The 26,995-nt window shown below is 59.2% G+C and carries 13 protein-coding genes and 1 pseudogene; 11 read left to right on the top strand and 3 right to left on the bottom strand.

Annotated features, from left to right (window positions below):
* Positions 1–4: 4 nt before the first annotated feature.
* From WKW77_RS24480 to WKW77_RS24445, 9 genes and pseudogenes are all read left to right on the top strand, one after another.
* Positions 5–1,219, top strand: coding sequence for an argonaute/piwi family protein (locus WKW77_RS24480; RefSeq protein ID WP_340359496.1), 1,215 nt, complete (start codon positions 5–7; stop codon positions 1,217–1,219).
* A 569-nt stretch (positions 1,220–1,788) separates the two neighbouring features.
* Entirely contained in the window at positions 1,789–4,017 is a 2,229-nt protein-coding gene (locus tag WKW77_RS24475; protein WP_422823266.1) for a type I secretion system permease/ATPase, read from the top strand.
* Positions 4,014–5,498, top strand: coding sequence for an HlyD family type I secretion periplasmic adaptor subunit (locus tag WKW77_RS24470; protein WP_340359495.1), 1,485 nt, complete (start codon positions 4,014–4,016; stop codon positions 5,496–5,498). Before WKW77_RS24475 ends, WKW77_RS24470 begins: the two co-directional genes overlap by 4 nt.
* A 19-nt stretch (positions 5,499–5,517) precedes the next feature.
* Positions 5,518–5,970, top strand: coding sequence for a hypothetical protein (locus WKW77_RS24465; protein ID WP_340359494.1), 453 nt, complete (start codon positions 5,518–5,520; stop codon positions 5,968–5,970).
* A gap of 11 nt (positions 5,971–5,981) precedes the next feature.
* Positions 5,982–15,392, top strand: a complete 9,411-nt coding sequence (locus WKW77_RS24460) for a calcium-binding protein (RefSeq protein ID WP_340359493.1) — start codon at positions 5,982–5,984, stop codon at positions 15,390–15,392.
* Between the two features lie 64 nt (positions 15,393–15,456).
* Entirely contained in the window at positions 15,457–16,707 is a 1,251-nt protein-coding gene (locus WKW77_RS24455) for a glycosyltransferase family 4 protein (RefSeq protein ID WP_340359640.1), read from the top strand.
* 898 nt (positions 16,708–17,605) lie between these two features.
* Positions 17,606–18,670: an AAA family ATPase gene (locus WKW77_RS24450; RefSeq protein WP_340359492.1), complete on the top strand. Its 1,065-nt coding sequence runs from the start codon at positions 17,606–17,608 to the stop codon at positions 18,668–18,670.
* A pseudogene (locus WKW77_RS35015) lies at positions 18,633–19,166 on the top strand (TniQ family protein); the annotation flags it as partial. The gene WKW77_RS24450 and the pseudogene WKW77_RS35015, both read left to right, overlap by 38 nt.
* A 195-nt stretch (positions 19,167–19,361) precedes the next feature.
* Entirely contained in the window at positions 19,362–20,576 is a 1,215-nt protein-coding gene (locus WKW77_RS24445; protein ID WP_340359491.1) for a hypothetical protein, read from the top strand.
* On the opposite strand, the gene WKW77_RS24440 is transcribed toward WKW77_RS24445, so the two are convergent.
* From WKW77_RS24440 to WKW77_RS24430, 3 genes are all read right to left on the bottom strand, one after another.
* Entirely contained in the window at positions 20,525–22,639 is a 2,115-nt protein-coding gene (locus tag WKW77_RS24440; protein WP_340359490.1) for a hypothetical protein, read from the bottom strand. The genes WKW77_RS24445 and WKW77_RS24440 overlap by 52 nt on opposite strands.
* A gap of 2 nt (positions 22,640–22,641) precedes the next feature.
* Entirely contained in the window at positions 22,642–23,352 is a 711-nt protein-coding gene (locus WKW77_RS24435) for a TnsA-like heteromeric transposase endonuclease subunit (protein ID WP_340359489.1), read from the bottom strand.
* A 218-nt stretch (positions 23,353–23,570) separates the two neighbouring features.
* Positions 23,571–24,737, bottom strand: a complete 1,167-nt coding sequence (locus WKW77_RS24430; protein ID WP_340359488.1) for a BamA/TamA family outer membrane protein — start codon at positions 24,735–24,737, stop codon at positions 23,571–23,573.
* Between the two features lie 228 nt (positions 24,738–24,965).
* Here WKW77_RS24430 and WKW77_RS24425 point away from each other — a divergent pair, with 228 nt between their 5' ends.
* Positions 24,966–25,862: a hypothetical protein gene (locus WKW77_RS24425; protein ID WP_340359487.1), complete on the top strand. Its 897-nt coding sequence runs from the start codon at positions 24,966–24,968 to the stop codon at positions 25,860–25,862.
* 39 nt (positions 25,863–25,901) lie between these two features.
* Positions 25,902–26,993 (top strand): TAXI family TRAP transporter solute-binding subunit, encoded by a 1,092-nt coding sequence (locus WKW77_RS24420; RefSeq protein ID WP_340359486.1) that lies wholly within the window; start codon positions 25,902–25,904, stop codon positions 26,991–26,993.
* Positions 26,994–26,995: the final 2 nt, after the last annotated feature.

Below are 26,995 nucleotides of genomic sequence, written 5' to 3'. Positions count from 1 at the left end.
TGGGATGGAAAACGCCAAGCAACCCAACCTCCGGGTCATGTTCCCGGGCATGAGCCTGGGTCATGGTTTCGACGCGACGCTCAAGTTCAGTCAGGACCTAGCACGAACGATTAGGAAGAGCGAGGTCGACGACATCGTGGCGATCGCAGACCGGCGAACTCGTGTGACCAAGGCGATCGAGCTGTACTACGAGCACATTAAGTTTCTCGCGCAGAACCGCCCAGTGGATGTCGTGGTCTGCGTGATACCCGATGCACTGTTCAAGGTCATCTCCACTGACGAACGGGGTCCAGCAGAAGAAACGCTGGAAGCAAGCGTCGAGGTCGCTTCCGAGTTGAACTTCCGCCGAGCACTGAAGGCGCGAGCCATGCACCTCGGCAAGCCGCTCCAGCTTATTCGATCGGCATCGCTTGAGAGCAATAAACGTGGCCAGCAGGACGATGCCACCAAGGCATGGAACTTCTGCACCGCGCTGTACTACAAGGCGGGCCCTCGCGTGCCTTGGAAGCTGCAGACCGACGATCGACGGCCAAGCTCGTGCGCTGTTGGCATCGCCTTCTACCGAAGCCGCGACCGACAAGTGTTGAACACGAGCCTGGCGCAGATCTTTGACGAACTCGGCAACGGGCTGATCCTGCGCGGAACACCCGTCGACATGTCCCGGGAGGATCGCACGCCGCACCTGAGCGCCAACCAGGCGTACGACCTGCTGACGGCCGCACTAAATGAGTACCGCGTGGCGCTGCGCGCCTACCCGGCGCGGATCGTCGTTCACAAGTCGTCCAACTTTTCGGCAGACGAAGTCGACGGGCTGACGAGCGCGGCGAGCGATCTGAGGATCGACACGGTCGACCTGGTCACCGTAATGGACTCGAAGCTGCGGCTGTTCCGAGAGGGCAACTATCCGCCGTACCGAGGTACGCGCATCGAGATGGACGAGGATCGGCACATCCTCTACACGCGTGGCTCGGTTTGGTACTACCAGACCTACACAGGGCTCTACATTCCGCAACCGATCGAGCTTCGAATCGTTCGCGCGGAGGAGTCGCCCTCCTTTATCGCTCGCGAAATCCTTGGGATGACCAAGATGAACTGGAACAACACCCAGTTCGATGGGAAGTACCCCGTCACGCTCGGATGCGCGCGCAAGGTCGGCGAAATCATGAAGTATCTGGAAGACAACGACTCACCGCAGATTCGGTATGGGTTCTACATGTAGGGCGTTCGTCTGGCGAGTAGACCTTCGTAATTCCGCGTCGCTGGGGCCAGTGACCGCTTTGGGATAGTCAGCGTGAGTCTGGTCTGCTGGTATGTCAGGCAGCAATCGCTGCAAGTCAGTCTTAAGTTGCCCAACAGCGAGCTTTGCACTGGCTCCAAAGTTGACGTGGGAGTCCGAATTTACGGCGAGAAACTGCGGCAGTGCAGCAAGCCGGGCGGGTCTGTTGTTCCAGCAAGCCACGGCCGTCGACATCACGATCGTCCAAGGACATCCACCTTCGCCAAGAATAGCTCAACGCGCGGCGAGTTTCTCAGCGCCAAAGGCCGACGTCGGCCGTCCAGCGGTTGTCTCAATTAGCTAGAAACGCGCGAGACGGGACAATTCCTCAACATGCATGTAGAGCGAAAGTTCCTTTGTTCGCCGATCTGGCGGGTCGAACTTCGCGCCTCTCATCATTCTTGTGGATGCCGCGTAACTTTCAGTCCCCTATGTTCGTGCTTGTAAGTCAGGCTCGGTTCAGCTACGTTACCTGACCAACCAAAACGAACAAACGAGGGGCCCAGATGGGTATGGTGGAGAGCGCCTTGCTCGCGCAGGGTGGGGTAGCCGTTGCCGTCAATCCCAACAGAGTTGGAACGTCCTGGACGAGGGAAGGGCTGTCGGCGCTGTGCATCATCGCCCGCTACCACCAGGTCGGCGCCGACCCTGCAACTCTTTTTCACCAGCTTGGCCTGGCAGCCTCCGACGCTTGTGACGTTCAGGTCCTTTTGCGAGCGGCAAAGCACCTGGGCCTGAAGGCGAAGCACTCTCGGTCCTCTCTGGAGCGTTTGCCCATGACGCCATTGCCGGCCCTGGCTATTGTTCGGACCGCCGACGATGAATTTAGGGTTGTCGTTTTGGCCCAATGCGATGGGCAGCGCGTCCTCTTGCAGGACCCAGGCGCTTCAACTGCAAGACCACCAATCATCGAGTCGCTGGAGGTCTTTTCGGCGAAATGGACCGGCGAGTTGATCCTCATCACCAGCCGCGCGAGCCTGGTCGGCGAACTGGCGAAGTTCGACTTCTCTTGGTTCATCCCGAGCCTCGTCAAATACCGCCGCCTGCTGGGAGAGGTGCTGGCGATCTCGTTCGTGCTCCAGCTCTTCGCGCTGACTAGTCCCCTGTTCTTCCAGGTGGTGATGGACAAGGTGCTGGTGCATCACGGCCACACCACGCTGGACGTGCTGGTCATCGGGCTGGTGGTGGTCGTGGTGTTCGAAAGCGTGCTCACCGGCCTGCGGTCCTACGTGTTCAGCCACACCACCAGCCGCATCGACGTCGAACTCGGCGCGCGGCTGTTTCGTCATCTCGTGCAGTTGCCGTTGGCCTACTTCCAGGCCCGCCGCGTTGGCGATTCTGTGGCGCGCGTGCGCGAGCTGGAGAACATCCGCAGCTTCCTGACTGGCAATGCGCTCACCGTGATGCTCGACGTGGTGTTCTCGGTCGTCTTCATCGCGGTGATGCTGTTCTACAGCGTGCCGCTCACGCTCATCGTGCTCGCGAGCCTGCCGCTGTACTTTTGCCTGAGCCTCGCGGTCGTGCCGGTGCTGCGCCGGCGCCTGGACCAGAAGTTCGCGCGCGGTGCCGAGAATCAGGCGATGCTGGTCGAGGCCGTCACCGGCATCCAGACGGTCAAGGCGACCGCGCTGGAGCCGGCTTTTGCCCGCCGCTGGGACACCCAGCTCGCGGCCTACGTCTCTGCGAGTTTCCGGACGCAGAACCTCGCGGCCTGGGCGCACGAGGGCGTCAACCTGATCGGCAAGCTGGTCAATGCCGCGACGCTCTGGTACGGGGCGCACCTGGTGATGAACAACGATCTCACCGTCGGCCAGTTCGTCGCCTTCAACATGTTTGCGCAGCGAGTGGCGCAGCCGATCATGCGCATGGCGCAGCTGTGGACCGACTTTCAGCAGACGGGCATTTCGATGGCGCGGCTCGGCGACATCCTCAACACCCGGACCGAAGTGCCGCCGAGTGCCACCGCGCAGCTGCCCGCGCTCAAGGGGCGCGTGACGCTCGATGCCATCACCTTCCGCTACCGGCCCGAGGCGCCGCCGGTACTCAACGGCGTAAGCCTCGACGTGCGGCCGGGCGAAGTCATCGGCATCGTCGGTCGTTCGGGTTCGGGCAAGAGCACGCTGACCAAGCTCGTGCAGCGGCTCTATACGCCGGAGCTGGGACGGCTGCTGGTCGACGGCATCGACATCAGCCTGATCGACGCGGCGCAGTTGCGCCGTCAGGTCGGTGTGGTGTTGCAGGAGAACTTGCTCTTCAATCGCAGCGTGCGGGAGAACATCGCGATCGTTGATCCAGCCGCGCCGATCGAGGTGGTGATGCAGGCGGCGCAACTTGCCGGCGCGCACGACTTCATCAGCGAACTGCCGGAGGGCTACGACACGGTGGTGGGTGAGCAGGGCTCGGGACTGTCGGGCGGCCAGCGCCAGCGCATCGCGATCGCGCGGGCGCTGTTCACGCAGCCGCGCATCCTGATCTTTGATGAGGCCACGAGCGCGCTCGACTATGAAAGCGAGGCCATCGTGCAGCGGAACATGGCGCATATCTGCCGCGGGCGAACGGTGTTCATCATCGCGCACCGGCTCTCCGCAGTGCGCAACGCGAATCGCATCATCGTCATGGACAAGGGGCGGATCGTCGAGGGCGGCACGCATGAGGCGTTGCTGCAGAAGCCCAAGGGCATCTATGCGCACCTGTGGGCCATGCAGGCCGGTGGCCGGCCGAGCGAGGAGAGCGTGCAATGAGTCAGCAAGCCGTGCAAGACGTGCCTACCGGCGCTGAAGCAGCCAACTCACCTAAGGCGCGGCATCCGGTTTTCGACCTGCTCGCGCGATACCGTGCGGTGTTTCGCGCTGCTTGGCAGCACCGGGACGAACTCGCCGGGCCGAAGCGCTTGTCCGACGAAGCGGCGTTTCTTCCGGCTGCGCTGAGCTTGCAGGACACGCCCGTGCACCCTGCGCCGAGACGGTTGGCGTTTGCTTTGATCGCGCTGTGCTTCATCGCACTGATGTGGGCCATCTTCGGCAAGGTCGACATCGTTGCTGTGGCACAGGGCCGGGTCGTCGTGAGCGAGCGTACCAAGCTCATCCAACCGCTGGAGCGCAGCGTCGTGCAGCGCATTCTGGTGAAGGACGGCGACCGCGTCGAGGCCGGGCAACCGCTTGTGGAGCTTGATCCGACCACGGCAAGCGCGGACAAGGCCAGCATCGACGAGCAGTTGAAGTCGGCGCAGTCGGAGGTGCTGCGAACGCGGGGGCTGCTGCACGCAATGGCGGTCGGGGTGCAGCCTACGCTGAATGGTACATCCGATCTCACCCGCGACTGGAGCGCTTTGGACACCGCAGGCGCCAACACCTTGCTCGTCTCCGAGTGGAGCGACATCAACGCCAAGCTTGCCAAGGCAGCTTCTGAGATCGATCGGCGTCGCGCTGAAATCGTGACGGTACGCGAAATGGTCGGCAAGCTCGAAAGCACCTTGCCGATCGCTGTCAAGCGCGAGGCCGATTTCAAGCAGTTGGCGGATCAGGGTTTCATGTCCAGCCATGCCAACCAGGACCGCACGCGCGAGCGCATCGAGCTCGAACGCGACCTCGCTACGCAGCGGGCGCGCCTCGCTGAGGCGAATGCTGCCTTGCGGGAGAGCGAAAACGCCCGCACAGCGTACATGGCCGAAACGCGGCGCAGCCTGCGCGAGCGTGAAGCGGCGGCGGACCTCAAGCGCCATCAGAGCATGCAGGAGCTGGCGAAGGCCCATCAACGCGAGCGCTTGACCACGCTCAAGGCGCCGGTGGCGGGCGCGGTGCAGCAGCTCGCTACGCACACGGAGGGCGGCGTCGTCACCGAAGCCCAGCCGCTGATGGTCATCGTGCCCGATGGCGCGCGCATCACCGCCGAGGTGACGCTGGAGAACAAGGACATCGGGTTCGTCAGTGCGGGCCAGACGGCGGCGATCAAGCTGGAGACCTTCCCGTTCACCCGATACGGCACCGTCGACGCGACCGTCAGCCGCGTGACCGCTGATGCGGTGGAAGACGAGAAGCGCGGCGCGATCTTCCCGGTGACTCTGGCCCTCGCTGCGACCACGATCGATGTCGACGGCAAGCCGATCCGGCTCAGCCCGGGGATGAACCTGACAGCGGAGATCAAGACGGGCAAGCGTCGAGTGATCGAGTTCTTGCTGAGCCCAGTACAGCGCGCGACATCCGAAAGCCTGCGGGAACGCTAATCAGTTGGAGAAATTTTGCATGAAATCTATAGAAAAGCTTTCATTTGCGATCTTGATATTAGCCATCTCCTTCTCTGCAAGTGGAGATCAAGCATCGAAAATAGATTCTGGTTTTTGCCAAAGATTGGCCAAGCATCTCGTAAGAAAGCCCGGCGCACCTCTGCCGCTGAGCGTGGAAACTTCACAGGGTGAAGGAAGAGTCATCCGATATAAATCTATTGATTTGGATGGCGATGGGAAGTCGGATGATTTGCTTCAAGACTGCGGCAGTCCGAGTGACGGCACTTGCGTTTTGGAAGTTATCGTTTCATCGGGTTCGAAATATTCATTTTCGACCTCTCCATTTGCTCTAGTCAAATTCGAAAATCGATATGTGGTCGTCGTGGGCGATACATATCCCACTCGAAGTCGGTCGCGATCGGCTTATCAGTTGACGGCAAAAGAAGCTGAACTTGTTTGCAAGAAATTCTAGGAGAACATGAAATGCAATACCAGTCCCTGGGTGCTACTGCTTACGCAGATCTAATTGTTCGCCTAATAAGCGCATTCGAAGGGCACGAGCCCGCTGCCAGAGATATTGGCGATCGAAAAGCCACAATTGGATGGGGATATACATTCAACAGAAATGACAACGTTGCATTATGGACGGCAGCGGGCATAACGCTTTCCGCAGCAGATTTGGCTGCCTTGGCGGCAATTGACGCAGCACCGGCCAACCAAAAAACTAGCTTGGCGCTTTCTACATTCAAACGCTCGCTTAGCCGCACGGAAGCTCAATCGCTACTCGAGCAGACATATACCAGCTACGAAGGCCCAGCCCTCTCACTAGGAATGCCCCTCTCGCTTGAACGAGCGGCCTTCGTTTCACTGACTTACAACCGTGGGGTATCTCGTGCGAATTCGATGACCGCGTTTGCGGCAGCAATTCAAACCTCTGACAGAGCTGAAGCGTGGTATCAAATTCGTTATGGTGCGCTTGGAAATCCTGCGCCGAAGTTTCTCGATGGTGTCGCAAAAAGACGATTTGTTGAGGCTCAGATTTTCGGTTTGTATGACAATCCAAATTCGGTTTCTGATGCGGAGGCGAGGCAGACGCTTGAAATGCTGACTGAGCATAGAGTCGAAATATATAAGCACGAGTCGCGTTTTGGGATTCCTCCTGATGGGTCGACGGCTAACAGAAACATGATAGCCGTCGCGAACGGGGATGCAAATATTAGCGCTATCGTTTCGACGCAATCGATTTTCGATGCTTTGGTGCCGGCTCGGGACAAATTTATTGCTTGGGTAAATTCATTTTTACCTTCGGATCGGCAAATTGTTGCTGCAACCATCAATCCAGCGGCGACTTATTATTTGGGCGAGGGGGCGCCGGGCGTAACCTCCAGCCTCGATGCACGACTAGATGACGGAAAGGCTCAGGGGCTAGCTCTTGAAAACAACGTCCTCGTTGGTGGCATCGGAGACGACCTGATGATGGGCGGCTCCGGTAATGACATTCTGATTGGGAGGGGCGGCGGCGATGTGTTGGACGGTGGAAAAGGCGCGGACCTCATATATGGTGGCAGTGAAGACGATCGTATTATCGGTGGCGAGGGCAATGACACTCTCTACGGTGGAGATGGAGACGACGTTTACATTTGGAACACGGGAGACGGAAATGATACGATCGTTGATGATGGTGGCGGTACACTAATTATTAACGGAAGCAATTTTTCGTTTTCAAAAGGGACGTTGACCAAAGACCAAAACGCCAATATTTGGCGCGATAAAACTGGAAATGTGGCTTTGACCCACAATAGTCCATGGCGGATCGAGCTGGCCGATGGGACCGTCATTCAGCTTGGAGAAAATTTTGATCCGGAAAAATGGGGTATCACTCTCAAAGACTCGACCGAGGGACCCCAGCCAACGAACACCTATACTGGGGATTATGAAAAAGCCCTAAAGGCGGACGGCCATACCTATTTGATTGACGGGTCGAATTACGCTGGCTCGGGCGAAGATGCCGATTCGTCCGACATTCTTTTCGGTAGTGAAGGCGGTGACTTTGTTCGTGGCCTTGGGGGGGCCGACGCTTTGTTTGGGTATGGCGGTAACGACCTGATTCAGGGCGGAGAGGGAGCCGACATCCTAATGGGCGGGCTCGGCGCCGATACCTTGAACGGCGGTGCAGGAAATGACGTCATTTATGGCTCCAGCAATGGAACGGTCCTCCAGCCTACGGACGTCAACTACGCGCCACCGTCGCCTCAATTCGCCAACGTCGATGGTTATGGATTCAGCTGGGTGGTCGAATCGCCCGGGCGCGACGAAGACGGAGTATGGGGTCACTACATCTCCGATACCGTCCAAAGAGACGTCCAAGCCAATGATCAAGGCAACACGATCGATGCAGGAGAGGGCGACGATGCTGTGCTGGCAGGGACCGGCGACGACAGCGTGCATGGCGGCGAAGGCGGCGATGACATACATGGTCTCGCTGGTGATGACGAGCTTGATGGCGATAGCGGTGCCGACCGGATTTACGGCGACGGAACCGTCATTGTCGGGACTCTCTACAACACGGAAGCGGCATTGCATGGCAGCGACCTGATTGATGGTGGAGCCGGCAATGACACGCTACTGGGCCAAGGCGGCGATGACGCCATCTATGGGGGAGCTGACGACGACAAGCTTTGGGGGGACGATCGGGACACGAGCGACACCCCCGCAGACATTCACGGGGATGACTATCTGGACGGTGGGTCTGGCGCAGACGAACTCGTCGGAGGTGGGGGCAATGACGTTCTGTTTGGGGGCAGTGAGGACGACAAGCTTTGGGGCGATTCAGGCGCAGCCTCGGTCGGAGCGGCTGGCTATTTCGCTCTTGGCAGACACGGAGACGACTATTTAGACGGCCAAGACGGCAATGACTATGTTCAGGGGGAGGGAGGAAACGACATTCTGTACGGCGGCACCGGAGATGACACGCTTGTCGGTGACGATGATGAGGCCCGCTTGCCTGGTGCGTCCCAGGGAGAGGACTTCCTCGACGGTGAGGATGGCGATGATCTGATGCAGGGAGGCGGTGGCGGCGACACGCTTTTGGGTGGCGCGGGTGCCGACACACTGGACGGAGACGCCGAAGAGCTTCAGTTGTCAGGCGAACTCCATGGCGACGACTACCTTGATGGTGAAGCCGGCGACGACGTATTGGTAGGACGGGGCGGGAACGACACGCTGATTGGCGGTGACGGCAACGATGCTCTGCAGGGCGACGCCGCCGAGGAGTTCACTGCGGGTCAATTTCATGGCGACGACTACCTTGAGGGCGGAGACGGCAACGACAGCCTATGGGGCCTAGGAGCGAATGACACGCTGATCGGAGGATCGGGTAACGACTACCTCGCGGGTGATGGATCGTCCGGCGACCTTGGCCCGCAGTTTCATGGCGACGACTATCTCGAGGGCGGCGATGGCAATGACGCGCTATACGGGGGCGGGGGGAACGATGTGCTTTCCGGGGGCGCAGGCGCCGACGAACTGCACGGGGGGGCCGGTGATGACGTGTATCAGATCGTCGCTGACGAAACCACCGATGGCATATTTGGCGACACCATCACGGACAACGAGGGCACGGATTCCATTGAACTCTATGGCGTTAATCTTGAGGATATAGAGGTAAGCCAGACGGGAAGCGCGGCGTCAATCGCTTGGGGTCCTGGACAAGGAATCCACATAGCCGATGCCGCAACGACCAGCATCGCTGAGGTTCTCACCGACACGGGTGCTATTTCCTTTCAAGAGCTGTTGGGACAGCGCCTTCAAGCTTCAACGAACATCACCACCGCCCAAAACGATGGCCGAGTGATGGGAGGAGCGAAAGGCGACACCCTAGTTCTCACGGGAAAAGGCAACCGCATCTGGGGCGGACGTGGAGACGACAGCATCTACTTGAACTCCGCCAGCGGCAACACGGTCGCGATGAACATCGGCGACGGGATAGACGTAGTCTCGGCCGTTCGTCGTGCCGCAGCCGTCGGAAGCGAGCCACCTACGCAGAACGTTCTGGAGCTGTCCGATGGCTTCGACGAAAGTCAGATCCGGATCTACCGTGTCGGCCCTCAGTCCTTTGTACTCTCGCTGAACAGCGAAGGCGACGGTATCCGGTTCACCGCAGTCCCCGGCTCAGACGGATCCATCCCTTCGGGCGACCAGCCTTTCGATTCGATCCGCCTGGTTGATGGAGCCGCCATCAGTTGGCAGCAGATCGTCGATCGCGGGATCGCGACGCTACCAACCGCAACGGAGGGAGACGACAACTTAACCCTCTCGCCGATCTCGGACGTGATCTACGGATTCGGCGGCAACGATCGGATCGAAGGCCTCTCGGGCAATGACACATTGGATGGAGGCGCCGGCGATGACACCCTCCTCGGGGGCGTCGGGAATGATGAGCTGCGCGGCGGCACAGGCGTCAATTCCCTGTTTGGCGGCGATGGTGATGATCGCCTCTACGGAGGCGACTTGGATTCGTATGACCTTCTGGAAGGGGGCGAGGGAAGCGACACCTACTATTTCCGAGCAGGCAATCAGAATGGCGTCGATGGAAAGGCGCTGGATAGCTCGCAATCCTCCAGCGACACCTATCGCGTACGGGACAACGGTGGCATCGGAGGATGGTCGCCTCAATCGTGGTACATCACGGATCAAGGGGGAACCAATGACCAACTGATATTCGAGACCGCGCTGGTCACCAACGCAAACACCAAGGTGACGTCAACCGGCAATGGCTTCAGGCTCAACACTTGGAACGTCTCGGTGTATCTTGAGAATGCGCTCGACGCCAATGGCAATCTCGGGACAGGCAGCATTGAGGCAATCGTCTTCAAGAATGGGGTGACGTGGACGATGGGGCAGTTGCGTGCAATGTGCCTTCAGTCGACCGCAGGCGACGACAGCCTTGTTGGCTTCGCTTCGAACGACTCCATTGACGGCGGAGCAGGTGCAGACTGGATCGAAGGGTATAGCGGCAACGATACCTTGCTCGGTGGTGCTGGCTACGACACCCTTGCCGGAGGCGAAGGAGATGACACCCTGGACGCTGGGACTGACGGTGCAGTGCTGTCAGGTGGAACCGGAGCGGATACCTACATGTTGCGTCGGGGCAATGGTCAGATCCAGATCTCGGGGGCAGTAGCGGGCGACGATGCGATGGCCGGCGTAGACACACTGCTCGTCGACGGCACGCCCGGGGACGTCACCATCTCCTACACCCAGCTTGGCGGCGACTACAACGAATCGCCGGATCAGATCGAAGTCAAGTTCACGGATGGTTCTGCATCCGCAACCTTCAGCCTCATTGGGGCGCACGAAGGTGAGTCAGAGGCCGTTGAACACATCGCCTTCAACGATGGGACGACCATCGATGTGGCGAGCTGGGTCGCTTCCTTGATGGGCCAACCAACGATGTTCGGCGACAACATTCAGTTGAGTTCGCTTTCCGAGCTTTTCGACGGAGGGGAAGGGAACGACTCGATCTCTGGCGGGAACGGCAACGACTCTCTATACGGTTCGGGGGGAGATGACTTCCTACAAGGCGGTGCCGGAGACGACATCCTGGACGGTGGTGCAGGTGATGACTTCATTGCACTTGGTACCTCGTTGGACCTCATCTACCACCGCGACGGCCACGATACGGTTGTATTCGGTGCCGGCTATGGTCACGACGAGGTGGGCTATGGAAGCGATGCAACGCTCTTGCTCAAAGAGGGCGTCTCCACGGCGGACTTCACCATCAAATGGAACGCAGCGAGCTTCCGATCGAGCTCAGGTGACTACAACTATTCGGCCAACTGGCAAGCCGAGGTCGTCCTGTCATTGACGGGCGGCGAAGACAGCATTCAGTTTGAGTACACGAATATCCGCTCTGGCCTTGGCGTTGTCGTGTTCTCAGACGGAACACACTGGACCGGGTCTGATGTCTATGCGCGTGCGAATGTCGCGACGGAGGTCGGCGATTTGCTCGTCGACGCAAACCACGTTGGCTTGCTTGCAGGTGGCGGCGGAAACGACACCCTTCTGGGCTTGGAAAGTGACAACATCCTAGACGGTGGCAGTGGTGATGACCTGCTTTATGGCGGAGATCAGAACGACCGTCTGATTGGCGGTTCAGGAAATGACCTTTTGGTGGGCGGCAGGGGGGTCAATACCATCGTCTATGCGCTGGGCGATGGGTTCGATACAGCGACCGTACTTCCATCCGCATATGAGCCTACGCAGACCATTCTCGAGTTCGCTGAGGGCATCGACCCTGCGGTGGTCCAGGTCCAGCGCGATACCAACAATCTTCGATTCGTCGTTCAAGGAAGTGGGGGGATTGAACTCCAAGGAATCAACGTCATCGAGGATATGGCGGTGGAGGCGCGCTTTGCTGACGGAACTGTATGGGGCCGGCAGCAACTGATTGATCGGGTGCTCACGGGGGCATCGGGTGCCGACGTGCTCGGCGGGTTCAACAATCGGGATGATCTCATCTCCGGCGGTGCCGGCGACGATGTCCTTTCCGGGTTCGCGGGAAGTGACACCTTGAACGGGGGTGAAGGAAACGACACGCTGTACGCCAGTGAGGCCGATACATCGACTTGGTACCAGGCCACGGCATCAGACGTTGACGTTCTGATAGGTGGAAGTGGGGACGATCTTCTCTACGCTGGATATAGGGCGTCGATCTACGTGTTTGAGCCGGGCTTTGGGCACGACACGGTTCGCTACCAGGGGCCTTCCAGAAGTTCCGCGCCGGCGGCGGCTCTCTTCAAGGCGGGCATTGGGCCCACGGACGTTGTTTGCTCTCGCGGACCAGACTATGCCTTGGTCCTATCCGTGCCTTCAACGGGCGACACAGTCCGGATTGAAGGGTTCTTCTTGAGCAGCGACTACACGGCGGACCCGAGTCCGTGGGCACCGTTGACCGAAATTCGCTTCGAAAGTGGAGAGATCTGGAGCGCCAATGACATCGTCAGCAGGCTTGTGATGATCCCCACGTCGGAAGGTGACCTGCTCTTCGGCGCGGACAACGGCGTGGTGATTGATGGGCTTGGAGGCGACGACAGGATCTTCGGCGGTCTGGGTGACGACACGCTGATTGGTGGCCAGGGCAACGACACGCTCATGGGCTATGGTGGACACGACAGAATTGAGTTCGGGCGCGGGGACGGTCTCGATGTGCTTGACGACGTTCAAGGTGCCGATCTGGTTTTGGGTAGCGACATCCAGGTTTCCGACGTCACGCTGACGCGTGACGGTGACGACCTGATCATCTCGATGGATGGTGGCGAAGATAGCGTCTGCGTGATCGGCTTTCTGGCGGGCGCAAATCAACTGAATGTCAGATTCGCCGACGGGACGATCTGGGACGCGGAGTCGATGCTCAACGCTGTGGCCAGCATCTATGGCACGTCCGGGAACGATTCGATTGTCGGCACCGGATCGGCCGATCGAATTTTCGGCCTCCAGGGCAACGACACGCTGGTGGGAGGAGGCGGAAACGACTATCTGGATGGAGGCGCCGGAAACGACACCATGCAAGGAGGCGGCGGCGACGATACCTACATCGTCGACAGCACGTCGGACCTCGTCTCAGAGAGTTCCAATGCGGGCTACGATGTGGTCAGGGCTTCGGTGTCCTACACAGCCTCGAGCAATGTCGAAGTGGTTGAGCTGACCGGCACTGCAAACATCAATGCCACCGGCAACTCTCGCGACAACGAACTCATCGGGAACGAGGGTAATAACGTTCTCAATGGCAGCAGCGGCGCCGACTACATGGAAGGCGGACTGGGCAACGACACGTACGTGGTCGACAACGTCAATGACTGGGTCGAAGAGGACTTCGATCAAGGCATCGACACCGTTCAATCAAGCATCACCTACTCGCTTGGGGAAACCCTTGAGAACCTGACCTTGACGGGTTCCGCTGCGATCAACGGTGAGGGCAATGGGCTAGACAACGTGTTGACCGGCAACAGTGCTTCCAACGTGTTGTATGGCGATGCCGGAAATGATACCTACGTGGTCGGTGCCGGCGACACGATCGTCGAGTACGTCGACGAAGGCATCGATACGGTCCAGGCGAGCGTGTCCTGGACTCTCGGCGACAACCTCGAGAACCTGACTCTGACCGGAACCACTAGCATCTCAGGCGCCGGCAACGAACTCAGCAATGTTCTGATGGGCAACAGCGCAGCGAACAGCCTGAATGGCGGATCGGGAGACGACACGATCGACGGTGGGTCGGGCAACGACACTATGGTGGGTGGTACGGGTGACGACACGTACTTCGTTAACGCGACTGGCGATGTCGTGACCGAGTTGGCCGGAGAGGGGATGGATGAGGTGCGAGCAAGCATCACCTATACCCTTGGCAATGACGTCGAGAGCCTAGTCCTTACCGGCACGTCGACGATCAACGCAACCGGCAACACGCTTTCGAACAACCTGACTGGAAATAGCGCAAACAATACGCTTGATGGTGGCGCTGGCGACGACACCATGGTCGGTGGAGCTGGCGCCGACACGTACAAGGTCGACAGCGTTGGCGATGTGATCGTCGAGCTGAGCAACGAAGGGACTGACGCGGTGCAGGCGAGCGTGACATACACGCTCTCCTCGAATATCGAGAATCTCACATTGACCGGCACGGGAACTATCAACGGCACCGGGAATGAGCTGGACAACGTGTTGACCGGGAACACCGTTGCCAACATCCTCACTGGAGGAGCAGGCAACGATACGCTCGACGGCGGTACTGGGAACGACACGCTGGTCGGAGGTCTTGGAAACGACACCTACAAGGTGGATGCCACCGGCGATGTCGTCACCGAGGCCGCTGGAGAGGGTCTCGACACGGTGCAATCGAGCGTCACCTATACCTTGGGCAACAACGTCGAGAACCTCACGCTGACAGGATCCAGCACGCTGAGTGCAACCGGCAACAACCTGGACAACGTTCTCGTCGGCAATACCGCCAACAACACGCTCACCGGAGCTGCCGGCAACGATACGCTTGATGGAGGTACTGGCAATGACACGATGGTTGGCGGAACGGGTGACGACACGTACTACGTGAATATTTCAACCGACGTCGTGACCGAGAACGCCAGCGAGGGAACGGACACGGTCATCTCCGCGGTCACCTATACGCTCGGCAACAACGTCGAGAACCTCCAGCTCCAGACCGGCAACATCAATGGGACTGGAAACGCGCTGGACAACGTCCTGTACGCAGGCGCCGGGAACAACACGCTCAATGGACAAGGCGGTACAGACACCGTCTCCTATCTCTACGCGGCCAGTGCAGTGTCGGTCAGTCTTGCCAGCACGTCGGCCCAGGCAACCGGTGGCTCCGGCAGCGACACGCTGTCCAATCTCGAGAACTTGACCGGTAGCAACTACAACGACAGCCTGACGGGCAGTACCGGTGCGAATATCCTGCGAGGAGGGCTCGGCAACGACACGATCAATGGGGGCACCGGCGCGGACAGCTATCTGTTCGGCCGGGGCGATGGCCAGGACACTGTGACCGATGCCGACAGTACCGCTGGCGTGACGGATGCCCTGAAGTTCGATGCCGGCATCTCCATCGATCAGATCTGGTTCAGGCAGGTCGGCAACAACCTCGAGGCAAGCATCATCGGCACGAACGACACCGTAACGATCAGCAACTGGTACTCGGGAGCTCAGAATCATCTCGAACAGTTCAAGTCTTCCGACGGCAAGGTCTTGTTGGACAGCCAGGTCCAGAATCTGGTTCAGGCCATGGCAAGCTTCTCGCCACCGGCCGCAGGTCAGGTCACACTACCGCCCGAGTATCAGAGCACTCTGTCCAGCGTCATCGCTGCAAACTGGCAGTGAAAAACGCAAGCATGAGCCCATCGCTGATGGTGATCGAGAGGGATGACTTGGGGGTGTGCGCTCGATGCGTGTGCTGGTAATCCATCAGAATTTCCCGGGTCAGTTCCGCCATATCGCGCAGGCCTGGGCATCCCGGAAGGGGTGGCAGGTGATCGGGATCGGTCGAGAGACCGCTCCGGGTTTGCAGGGCGTCAGATGTCTCAAGTACAGGCCGCATCGCTTGCCACACAAGATGCAGCATCCGTACCTGAGGTCGATGGAGTCTGCGGTGCTGCATGGTCAAGCGGTCGCGCGCTTGTTGCAGAAGCTCAAGTCGAGCGGTTTCGTGCCCGATGTGATCCTGGCGCACCCCGGGTGGGGTGAAACCATGTATGCCAAGAGCATCTTTCCGAAGACGCGACTCATCCATTTCTGCGAGTGGTACTACCAAGCCAAGGGAGCGGATTTTGGCTTTGATCCAGAGTTCCCTTCGCACCTGGACGACGAACTCAGGATCCAAACCTGGAACGCACTGCACCTTCTGAATCTCGAAAAATGCGACATTGCCGTGACGCCGACCAACTGGCAGCACGCGCAGCATCCCGAAGCCTATCGCGAGAAGATCGTGGTTGCACATGAGGGCATTGGACATGTCGTGCCTGATGCCGAGGCCAGTTTCGCGCTTCCCAACCGGGTTCGGGTCAAAGCGGGCGATCCGGTCATCACTTACGTCGCGCGCAACCTTGAGCCCTATCGAGGGTTCCATTGCTTCATGCGTGCCCTTGAACGCATTCAGGCACGGCATCCAAGTTGCCAAGCGCTGATCGTTGGCGGTGACGATGTCAGCTACGGTCGCGCGCCTGAATCTGGCCAGACGTGGCGAGAACAGCTGGCAAAGGAAGTTCGCTTGGACCCTGACCGGACGCACTTCCTCGGAAGGCTGCCCTACGCGCAGTACCTCCGGGTGCTACAGGTCAGTGCGGCACACGTCTATCTCACCTACCCGTTTGTGTTGAGCTGGTCATTGCTGGAGGCAATGTCGGCAGGCTGCCTCATCGTCGCATCCGATACGGCGCCAGTTCGGGAAGTTGTTCGTGATGGCCACAATGGCCTGTTGGTCGACTTTTTCGACGACCAGTCGATTGCCGAACGGGTCCTGAACGCGCTCGAGTCGCCGAGTGGAATGCAAGACATCAAACAGCGTGCCCGTGAGGGAGTGCTGAGAAGCTATCGCCGGGACTTGGGACTGCGTACATACGATGCTTTGGTCGGTACCCGAACATCGCAATTCAATGAAGGTTCTGTGAACGTCTCATTGCAGCAGCGAGCCGCGTAAGAACGGCGTCTTTCCAACGCGTCCGCCGGATCCGACGCCATGCCGTCGACTCTGGAGTCTGGAGCTCAGATCTGAGGGCGCGTGGGGTGAGCAGGGACCGCCGACCGAAGTCGGAAGCGGGTCTGTTGAAGAGATCTCCGTCGGACGCTCTTCCTGGCTCGGGCATCAATGGTGACGAGATTTTGCCGTGGCTGGCAGGGTGCAGGGGTTCCAGTCTCTATTGTCGAGGACGGTGAATCCCGCAGCCGAAATTTTCAAACACTATTGTCCTTTTCCAATTTCTATTGGCCACCACCAACCAGTCGGCTCACGGAGCCGCGCTTTCCGGGCCGGACCAAGGATAAGTTGCCGAACACCGACGTGAACGGCGCGGTGTCCAGCGCGACCCACCAGCTCCTCACCAAATTCTCCGACCAGAACCCCAAGGAAGCGAAGGCCTCCACCATGCGTGCGGGCGGCGCAGCACGTGCGTGCGTTGTTGCGGACAAGGCCTGCGACCAGATCGGGCGCAAGGACCAGCTCCCCGTCGGCACGTTGCCGAGCAAGCTCTGCCCCCGCCCTCTGCGAGCTCTATCTGTTGGAAGCCCCCGCCGTTGACTCGCCCAAGCAAGGCAGAGACCGAAAGACCCAGTTCATTGACCTGACGCCCTTGAAGGGGCGCTCGTTTTGCTTGCGCTCCTTCTTGTCGTCGCTCAATGGCGTCCATTTGCTCTCGTGTTTGCTTTCCATAAATGACTATTGGCACGGATAAAGTAATTCACAATGTAACCGTCATTTCAATTAATTGCATTTTGAGATCTTGCTGAAGGTGCGATCAATCCCGCCTAATGCGCCAGCGCAGCGCGTTGCGCCCGAATCCATCGTCGGGGCGCGAAAGTGACTGCGTAGAAAGGTGTGTGTGACGCAAAAGAAACCCGTACCTGTTGGGCTCTATCCACAGAAGGCCATCACGACATTCGAAGGATGGCGGGAGCACGTCGGCCGCCCTGAGATAAAACGCCCAAAGCTGCCTCTACCTCAGGAATGGAAAAAAATGTCGCCGGATGAGAAGAATCAATCCAAGCGCGAACGGTTGATTTGGCATGCTGAACTTCCTCCAATAGAGACGAGGAAGATTGAAAATATTATCTTGGACACAATCGAGCTCGCCTCCAGCAATTATCGCGCGGGCCCGGGGGCCCGGCCAGGCTTTGTGCTGGAGGGGGATGGTACCTTGGGAAAAACCACGATCTTGCAATTAATCGGGCGTCGATATGAGATTGGCGTTCGAGCAAATTTTGGTTTAAGTTTGGGAGAGGACGTCGGTGAGAACATGTTTATTCCCGTTGCGTACATTACGCTATCCGGGACGGTAACGATCAAGTCATTTAATCGTGAGATGGCTAAATTTTATGGAATTCCTGTTTCGCCGCACGCGACCGAACCGGAGTTGACGGAGGTCATCGAATTGGTTGCAGGGAAATGCGGAACAACCTTGATCTTGATCGATGATATTCATTTTTTGAAGATGAGAAATAAATCGGGCCAAGATGTCAATAATCATTTGAAAGCCCTTGCCTCAAAAATCCCCGCGACTTTTGGCTATGCGGGTGTTGACTTGAACGAGTCTGGTCTTTTCCTGGAGGGAAGATCAGAGGAGCGACGCGCACGATCTCAGACTGCCCATCGATTCTCGCGATATTTGTTGGTGCCGTTTAAGTCGAATGGCATTGATTATTTGGCATTCTTGAAGAAAGTTGAAGAACAATTGTGCTTGGTGCTCCATAAACCGGGTGACGTTTTGAGTTTGCAGGAGTACATTCACGAGCGTACTAAAGGGTATACCGGTGCCATTGCGCAACTTCTCAAGCTGGGTGCTCGTAAAGCTATCCGCGAAAAGAAAGAGCGTCTCTCAATTGCCGTACTTGACGGCATAAAACTGGCCAATGCATCAGAGTCGAGTCATAGGCGGAGACGTGGCTAATATCTCGCGAGATGTCGCTTTCCCCGAAACGAGCATTTCGCCGTGCGACGAGGTTATTACAGTCCGAAAACTTGTACTCCGCCTAGACTACGTCAAGGGAGAAACTCTTCGAAGCTATGTGGATCGGCTGGCAGCCCTTTATCGCACCACTACACGGTCCATGTTGGAACGTCTTGGGCTGTGGAATTTTGCAAATAGCAACTGGGCCGCCTACGGAGTTGTCTTGGAAGAGGGGTTATTGAGACAACTTCGCCACATCTGCGATTTGCCAGACGTGAGACAAGTCAGGCAAATGCTGCTCTCTACGCACCTAGGCTCCATTTTTTGCGAGAAAAGTGCGCAGTCGATTCGTGAAGGTCGCCTCGTTGCCGGATCGTCTGCCATCGATTGGGCTTATTTCAACGGCTCTCATTTTTGTCCCGATTGCTTGCGGGAGAACGTAGGTGCTTGGCTATGGCGGTGGAAGCTTCCCTGGTCCTTCGTCTGTGTACGGCACAGTTGTTTCTTGATAGACACTTGCCCAGACTGCGGTCGGCGACCGAGCAGCGGAAAAAGGAAAAACTATGTACCTCTTTTCGACGGGGTACCGTCACCAGTTCATTGCAATAACTCAGGGGCCGGGGGACACAAAAATCCTGGACCTTGCGGTTGCGATTTCTCTTCCCTCAATGCACCTGCGGCGCCAAAAACCGTGATTGCTGCTCAAGCAATCATCGACGACATGCTCGATACGGATGAGGGCAAGCATTCAGATGCAGCAAAGCGCGACTTCTTTGCGGAAATGAAATCGATATCTGCACTTATTCTTCATGCATCGATGCCGAAAGACCTCAACGTGTCGTTCGAGCCAGTCGCCGCTGCGTTCCGCTCCCATGTGCGCCTTCGTCAGCAATTTCGACGCGAAAGGGCGGGGCTAAAAAATCGCAGCCGCCGAATTCGACCACTCGGAAACGCCCCCACCAGCGTCGCTCTAATGGCGGGAGTGGCAACAACGGCGCTTAAAATCGTTCGTGCGCCCTCATCCGAGGCCGCATGTTCGGAGTTGAAGGTGCTAGGAAGGCGTTGTTTTAAGCAGGTTTCCGAAAATAACCGGTGGCGCATGATCGACCGATGTGGACTCTCACCGCGGCTGCGTGTGCTACTCGAAAAAGCTGTCGGAGTAGACGTCTACTTCGACCGTCGTGCGGGTGCGAGATCGGTTTCTTCGACGACGGGCGTAGTCACTTCTCACCGTTATGAGGCTCGTCACGTGCCACAGCTCTTTCCCATGCGAGATTACGAAAAAAACTTTCTGAGTTTCTTTAACGGCGCTGCCGAGAATTTTGCGCGTCGCTTTTGCTCCCTCGCCGCAGTAAAACTCCTGGGCTTCACGTGGCCGAAGTCTGCGGCGGCGTTGGAGTTGCCTACTTCCGCTACTGGCTACGCAAATGCGATGGTAGCCAAGCTGGGTCGAGACGGAAACTATGAGCAATTCATGGAAGTACTCCGCGACTGGGCTGCATCGCTTTCTGAGTCAAATAGGAAGGTCGATTACCAGATGCGCAGGGATGCGCTTCGTTCGACGACGGTGTTCTTGCGCTCAACGTGGAGGCGAATGTGTGCGGAAGGCGGAATCGACGAAGGTAGGAACGAGACGCGCAATCGGTTTGCCGCAGCTTGGGCGTGGGCGGACGCGACGGAGGGGGATTGGTTGCTAGCCCCCGGTCTTAATGGAGTAGGTGGTGACCGCAGACAGCGGTACCTGAGAACAATCGATGTTCTAGGCCCCGCCATGAAGGCAGCGCTGCGACTAGAGATGAATGCACGGATTGAACAGCATCAATCGAAGCTCGCCAAGCGAAAGGGTGCGATCATTCAGATGACGACCTCATCAACGTCATCGTCGTCCTCGTCCACATCATCGTGATCTTGACCGGGGACCGAACCGAGGATCTCATCGGCCTTCGGGTGTCGACCTCGATTTTCGTCGTAAGGAACTTCCTCCTCCACATCATCCTCTTCTGAAGTCGTTGTCGGTTCAGGCGGAACACCGGGTGGGGCGAGACCACGATCCTTCGCCGCGTTTGCAGTTTGCAGGGCATGTAGTGCTGCGACCCTTCGTTCCTTCGCACCCTGCATCTGACGACTGTCTATGCGATCGATCAACTCGTTGAGAACTTCGGTCAAATCCCTCTGGGAGTTGGGATCCAGATGACGCGCAAGGACCAGGCTCTTCGCATAACTTAGGGTTTTGTCGGCGAACGGGCGCAAACGCTGGCCTGCGCCGGTCCAAGACAGTGTGTGCCATGCGGCTGTTTCTGGATCTTGAAAGTAGATCACGCTGAGATCGCGCGGGTCGTAGGGGAAAGGCCACTTCTTTTCGTGTCTGCCGGTATAGGGTGATGGCATATTCCTGAAGTCCTTCAGAATATCGCCGTCGTAACGAAGGCGCCTGGTGTCTACTCCATAGTGTTGGATTGTCTTCCACGCGACTGGTAAGAGCCGATAGAAGAGATCGGCAGCCGGTGGAGCGGCGACAAACCCAGCGCGCGAGATCCCCTCCTGAAGCATGTGGTTGGGGCTGATCTCTAGCTGAGGAACCTCGGGGAAGTGCAGGCCCCGATGGAACCTGTTCTGATAGTACTCGCCGACCCATTCTCCGAATTTCTCGTCGATCTCGTCGATGAACCAGAAGGCGTCCGCTTCGACGTTCAAACCGCGACTGGCGATATCGGGTCCTTTGTAGCCCTTCAGCTGGCTAACGAACTTCTCACGGATTGTCCTGAAGATCCTTTCGCCCTGAGGCTTGTCAGTGGGAGTGCGAGGTCGGGCCACAAGAAGATCGATTCCCAATACTCTGCACGCCGACATGAATGCATCCGAAAGGAAGATCTTGGCTCGATCGACGAGCACTGATTCTGGATGTAGGAACGGCAGCGCCGCAAAAGGGAGGGAGTGCTCCGGACCGCCGCTCAGTTCCACAAGAATGGCCTCCGGTACTCCGACATAGGCCCATTTCATGCTCTCTCGCCAACTCGGCTGCATTCGTTTTGGCCTCAGAATGTCATAAAGCAACAGGGCCGCGTCCACTGCCTTGGTGCTTACCGGGGTGAAGCGCCACGCTAGGATCGAACGAGAAAAGAGGTCCAGAGCGATGGTTAACTGCACTTGAATCCACAAAAAGTTGTACGGATCCATCGCGTATGCATCCAAAGGGGTTGAATCGATCACTACTAGCTGTCCCGGGCGATGGACAAAATAGTGGCCGTATGGCGTTTCCGGGCGATTAGCGATGCTCCGACGTTGCTTCGCGTTGTCTAGCCCCTTTCCCTTTCCAACCACGGCAACTAGACGGTTGAATGTTGCGTCCGAAGGCAGGGTGAGGTCTGGGTACCGCTCCTTGATCTTTTTCTCGGTTAGCCGTTGTAGTTCAGCGTTGGAAGGATTTGACAAGTTCTCAAAGCTATCGATCACCTCAATCAAAGCTAGTCGAATGCGTTCATCAACCAGCATCGCGCTACGGCGAAGTGCTCTCTTGTCGACTAGTCCGACCACCCCCTGCCTCTCGTAGGCATTTTTCAGACGCCACATTGCACGCTCTGTCAAACCGAGCTCAGATGCCTTGCATCGCATCCGATGCGACAGCGTCAAGCCGATCGGGTCGAACTCGGGTCTCGGCTCTCCCGCGGCGGGATCCTGACTGGTCCCGGAACGGTAACCAGTGATCGCCTCGAGTAAGTGCTTTTCTAGCTTTCGTGCGGCGGCGAGCGTAGCTTCTGGAACGCCGCTTATCGGTGGATCGAAGTTGATCGATTGAGCGCCGTCAATCTTGAATCCTTCCGAGTTGAATAGATCCGCAATAGCATGTTGCTCAGGACCTCTGCTACTACAGCGTATGCACACGGTCGATCCGTTTAGGGACTCGACCACGCAGTGATCTCCGTCGAGTTCAAACTTTGTTCCAGGCCCAAAGTGATACTGCTTGCCCATGTCTAGACCTCGCGCTGAAGCTTGGTGTTGTCGGAGAGGAGTTCATTGCGATCGAAGCCGATCTCGCGAGTCCACATGAGGTGAAAGAGGACGGGTCGAACGAACGCGTCGGGTTGCAGATCGCGAAGGGCTTCACCGACAGTGAGCTGGTCGGTGGCGCGCTTGAGCAACTCGTCTCGATATCGGTCGAGAAGCCAAGGAGGGCGTCTATAGCCGTTTAGCCAATTGATGTTGGCCGCATATGTTGGGGTGGGCTCGTTGCGAGTTACGTACTCCCAGCCCAGCTGATCGGATACCACCTCACAGAGTTTGAAGTTGAGGCGGTTTCTCTCGTTCGTCAGGCGCCTCGTAGGAGTGACATTCACCAGAAGTGCACCACCATCCTTCAACGGGAAGAGAAAGTCGGGTGTATGTCTTCTTTTCTTTCCGTCTTGCGTGAAGGACAAGATTAGTGGCTGGGCAATTGCGCCTACGAGTGCTCGCTCATGATCCACGGATTTAAGGACCGCCATCTCAAGGCGGCTCTCATACTTGACATGTTCGCCGGTCTGAGCCATCCAGAAAAAGCCAGGAATGTTCTTCTGGGATCGGCGAGCACCAGGAGAGCGGACGCTCAAGAGCTTGCATAAGTCGATTCGGCCGAGAAGATCGACCTCGGCTCTGACGACCGGTTCCTCGTTCTGCAAGAGGAAGGAGACGCGGATGTCGTCCATAGCAACCCCCAAGCCTGCGCGGCTGGCCGCGTTGATGTCCGAACACCGGGGGGCCGGTGTGAGGCTGGTCGGGAAAGCGGACAAGGGCGATCGCTCGCCGGTCTCGCTCACTGAAAAGTAGGTAGCGAGTAGAGGGGCACTTACTGAAGTTTTACTGAAATTTAAGCTGATTGACTGAAAACTTCAAGGCGTCCCTACAACACGCACACCTGCATGCATCAGCGCCACGCATTGCCGACCTGGATATACCAGGTGCCGCTTTCCGGACCCTTGGCGTAGTCCATGCCGACCCAAAGGCCGAGCCGTCTGGCGATCAGGTAGCGCAAGCCCACGCCCCGGCTCACCTCGGTCGCCGCGTCGCTGAAGTCGATCGACTGGCCCCACGCGCGTCCGGCGCCGATGAAGCCGACCGCCGCCCAGCGCGGGGTGAACGACCAGCGCAATTCGGTTTCAACCACAGCCGTGTGGTCGTCCTGGTAGCGGGCGGCGGGGATGCCGCGCATGTCGATGAAGGGCAGCATGTAGAAAGGCGCCCGGCCGCTCACGCTTCGGCCATCGAGCCGACCGGCGAGCACCAGGTTCCTGTCGAGCGGGAGGTAGGCGAACACGTGGGCCCGGTAACTCTGGAAGCGCGTGTCGCTGCCCCAGCCGGGGTCGTAGAAGGTCGCGTCGATGGCGCCGGTCCATCCCTTGGACGGCGTGAAGATGTTGTCGCGCGAATCGTGCTCCAGGGTCAGCCCGAGCCCCGAGGTGCGGCGCGTCGTCTGGTCCGGCGACAGTCCCGAGCGCGCATCCTGGCTGAGGTCGAGCTTGCTGCCCAGATCCAGGAAGATCCAGCGCGCCCCCAGCCAGTTGTCGCTCTCGCCGATCCGGCGCAGGACCTGCTGCAGCGACATCCATCCGTCCAGCGAGTAGTTGATGCTGCGCGCGCCTTCCCCCAGGCCGCTGCCGCCGATGCCGTAGAAGGCCAGGTTGACGTCCGCGCGCCCCACGCCGCCGCGATAGCGCCAGCGGTCATCCAGGAAGGTCATCATGCCGCCGGCGAACGCGGCCTTGGTCCCGTTCTCGGTCGCGGCCCCGCCGACCACGAAGATGTCCGGCGGCGTCATGTGGCCGGTCTCCTTGGCGCGCTCGGCGCTCTCGCCGAGTGAATTGCGCACGAACAGCAGCGCCACGCCGCCGCCGTAGCCGACGGCGGGCTCGGTGATGACGATGGGCACCGGCAGAAAGCCCTTGCGCTCGATCATCCAGTCCGAGATGTCGAGGTGGCCGTCCTGCTGGTCGATGAAGCCTTCCATGAAGGCACGTGCCGGCTGGGAGAGGGCGCTGGCTGCAAGCAACAGAACGAGGGCATTTCTGCAGCGTGCGGCGCAGCGACCGACCATGAAGCGCGTTCCTTTTCGAAGCCGAGCGGCGGAGTCCTTCAGCCCCAACCTACTGGATCGTCCGGAGGTGGTCTATGGCACTTTGGTGCATGGATGAGCTGCACCGCGGACGCATTTTCAACTTGATACAAATGCGCGCGACGCGCCATGGTCTGATCCGGCTACGGCATGGATGACCGCACAGGAGGTGCGCGAGCATGCCGGCCATCACCAGATCTCGTGGGGAGCATGTCGACCTCGGCCCATTCGGACCCGTCCGCGTTTTCGGTGCCCTGCAAGCACTGCGCGGCGCTGTTGCATCCGCAAGAGAGGATCTGCCCCTTTTGCAGCTATGACCAGGGCGCACCCGCCGAGGAGGTCGATGGTCTGCGCGCCCTGTCGGAGTTCGAGAGCCCCGACACGCTGCCGCCGCTGGAGGACGACCAGATGCTGATCATGCCCAGGCGCACGCGGCAAAGGGCGACGCCAGGACGCGACGTCGTCGCTGCCCCTGCCGCGCCGATCGCCCTGCGCTCCGGCCGGCCCGCCTACGCCGCGCCCGACTCCTTCTGGCAGAAGGAGGAACCCGAGCGCTCGCGCCCGATGCGGTGGGTCGGAGGACTGGCCATCAGTCTCGTGGCGGCGATGGTGCTGTTCGCGCTCACGCTCGCGCTCGACTACTTCTACTTCGACAGGCGCACCGAGCCGGGCAAGGCGCGCGCCTTCCAGTCCGACATCGCGCAGGTGCGCGCGGCCCTCGGCCGTGGAGATCTGGGCGCTGCCGAACGCGCGCTCGATTCGCTGGACGCCGACTATTCGGACAACCCGAGCCTGCAGCCCCTGCGCGAGGAACTCGACCGGCGCCTGCAAGAGCAGGAAGCGCGCCGCGAGCAGCTTCGCGATGCCGCCAAGAGGGCGTCGCAGGCGCTCGGCGTGCCGGAGCCCCGCGAACCGCCGGCGGCGAGCGCGACCGCAGCCGCACAGGTTCCGGCGCCAGCGACGCCGGTGGCCACGACGCCGCCATCGGCCGCACCTGCACCGGCCGCGGCCAGGCGCAGCGCGCCCGCGCAGCCCAAGGGCGCGCAGTGCAACGAAGCGCTCGCCGCGCTGTCGCTGTGTTCGACGGAAGCGGGCAGGGCGCCGTGAGGTGTCGCCGCAACGATCATCAACCCCGAAGGAGCCGACATGCCACTCAGAGCCATACTGACCGGGCTGATCCTGATTGCCCTTCTGCCCTTGGCCGATGCGCAACCCAAGGCGCAGTATGCGCAACCCAAGGCGCAGTACAAGATCGTCACGGCTTCCAAGGCCGGCACCTACATCCAGATCGGCCGCGACCTGGCCAAGTACGTCGCCGAGCCCGCCGGCGTCGAGCTCGAGGTGCTGGAGTCCAAGGGCTCGGCCGAGAACATCTCGCGCATGCGCTTCGAGCCCGGCGTGAAGCTGGCGCTGGTGCAGTCCGACGTGTATCAGGCCTTCCTCGACGAGGCAAAGGCCGGCAACCCCGATGCGGGCAACATCATCCGGCCGCTGCGGCTGATCATGCCGCTCTATGACGAGGAGATCTATTTCGTCGCGCGCGCCGATTCGCCGCTGGAGTCCATCCACGAGATCAGGAACAAGAAGATCGGCGTCGGCCCGATCGGCAGCGGCACCGCCCTGACCTCGCGCACGCTCTACCAGCTCATGTTCGACGAGCCCATCCCCGCGGCGAGCGCGCAGTACCTCACCAACGAGGAAGCGCTCGCGCAGCTCACCGTCGAGAAGAGCATCGACGTCGCGATCATCGTGGCGGGTCAGCCCGCGAAGCTGTTCTCCGACATGAAGCCCGAGGCGCGAAAGTACATCAAGATCCTCAAGCTCGATGAGAAGGCCATGGAATCGGCCCGCGCGATGAAGACCTACTTCCCCGCGACGATCCGCACTTCGAGCTACCCCAGCTGGCTCACCGAAGACGTGCCGACGCTGACAGTGAAGGCCTACCTCGTGACCTACGACTACGGCCTGCAGTCGACGGTCGGCCATCTGGTGCGGTTCGCCGATTCGCTCTGCACGAACTTCGACAAGCTCCAGGCCAACGGCCATCCGAAGTGGAAGCAGGTGCGACTCGAACTGCCGCCGCTGCGCCAGGGCTGGCGCTACTACGCGCCGATGGAGAAGCGCCTGCGCAGCTGCATCGCAAGCCAGCCCGCCGCGCCGGCATACACCTCGAGTCCACCCCCCAGGACGCGTCCCTGTACCGAACAGGAGATGGTGCTCGGCATCTGCAAGCGTTAGTC

Source organism: Variovorax ureilyticus, assembly GCF_037889935.1.
Lineage (GTDB): Bacteria > Pseudomonadota > Gammaproteobacteria > Burkholderiales > Burkholderiaceae_C > Variovorax > Variovorax ureilyticus.
Note: the sequence above shows the minus strand (reverse complement) of the source record. Positions and strands in the feature narration are given on the sequence as shown.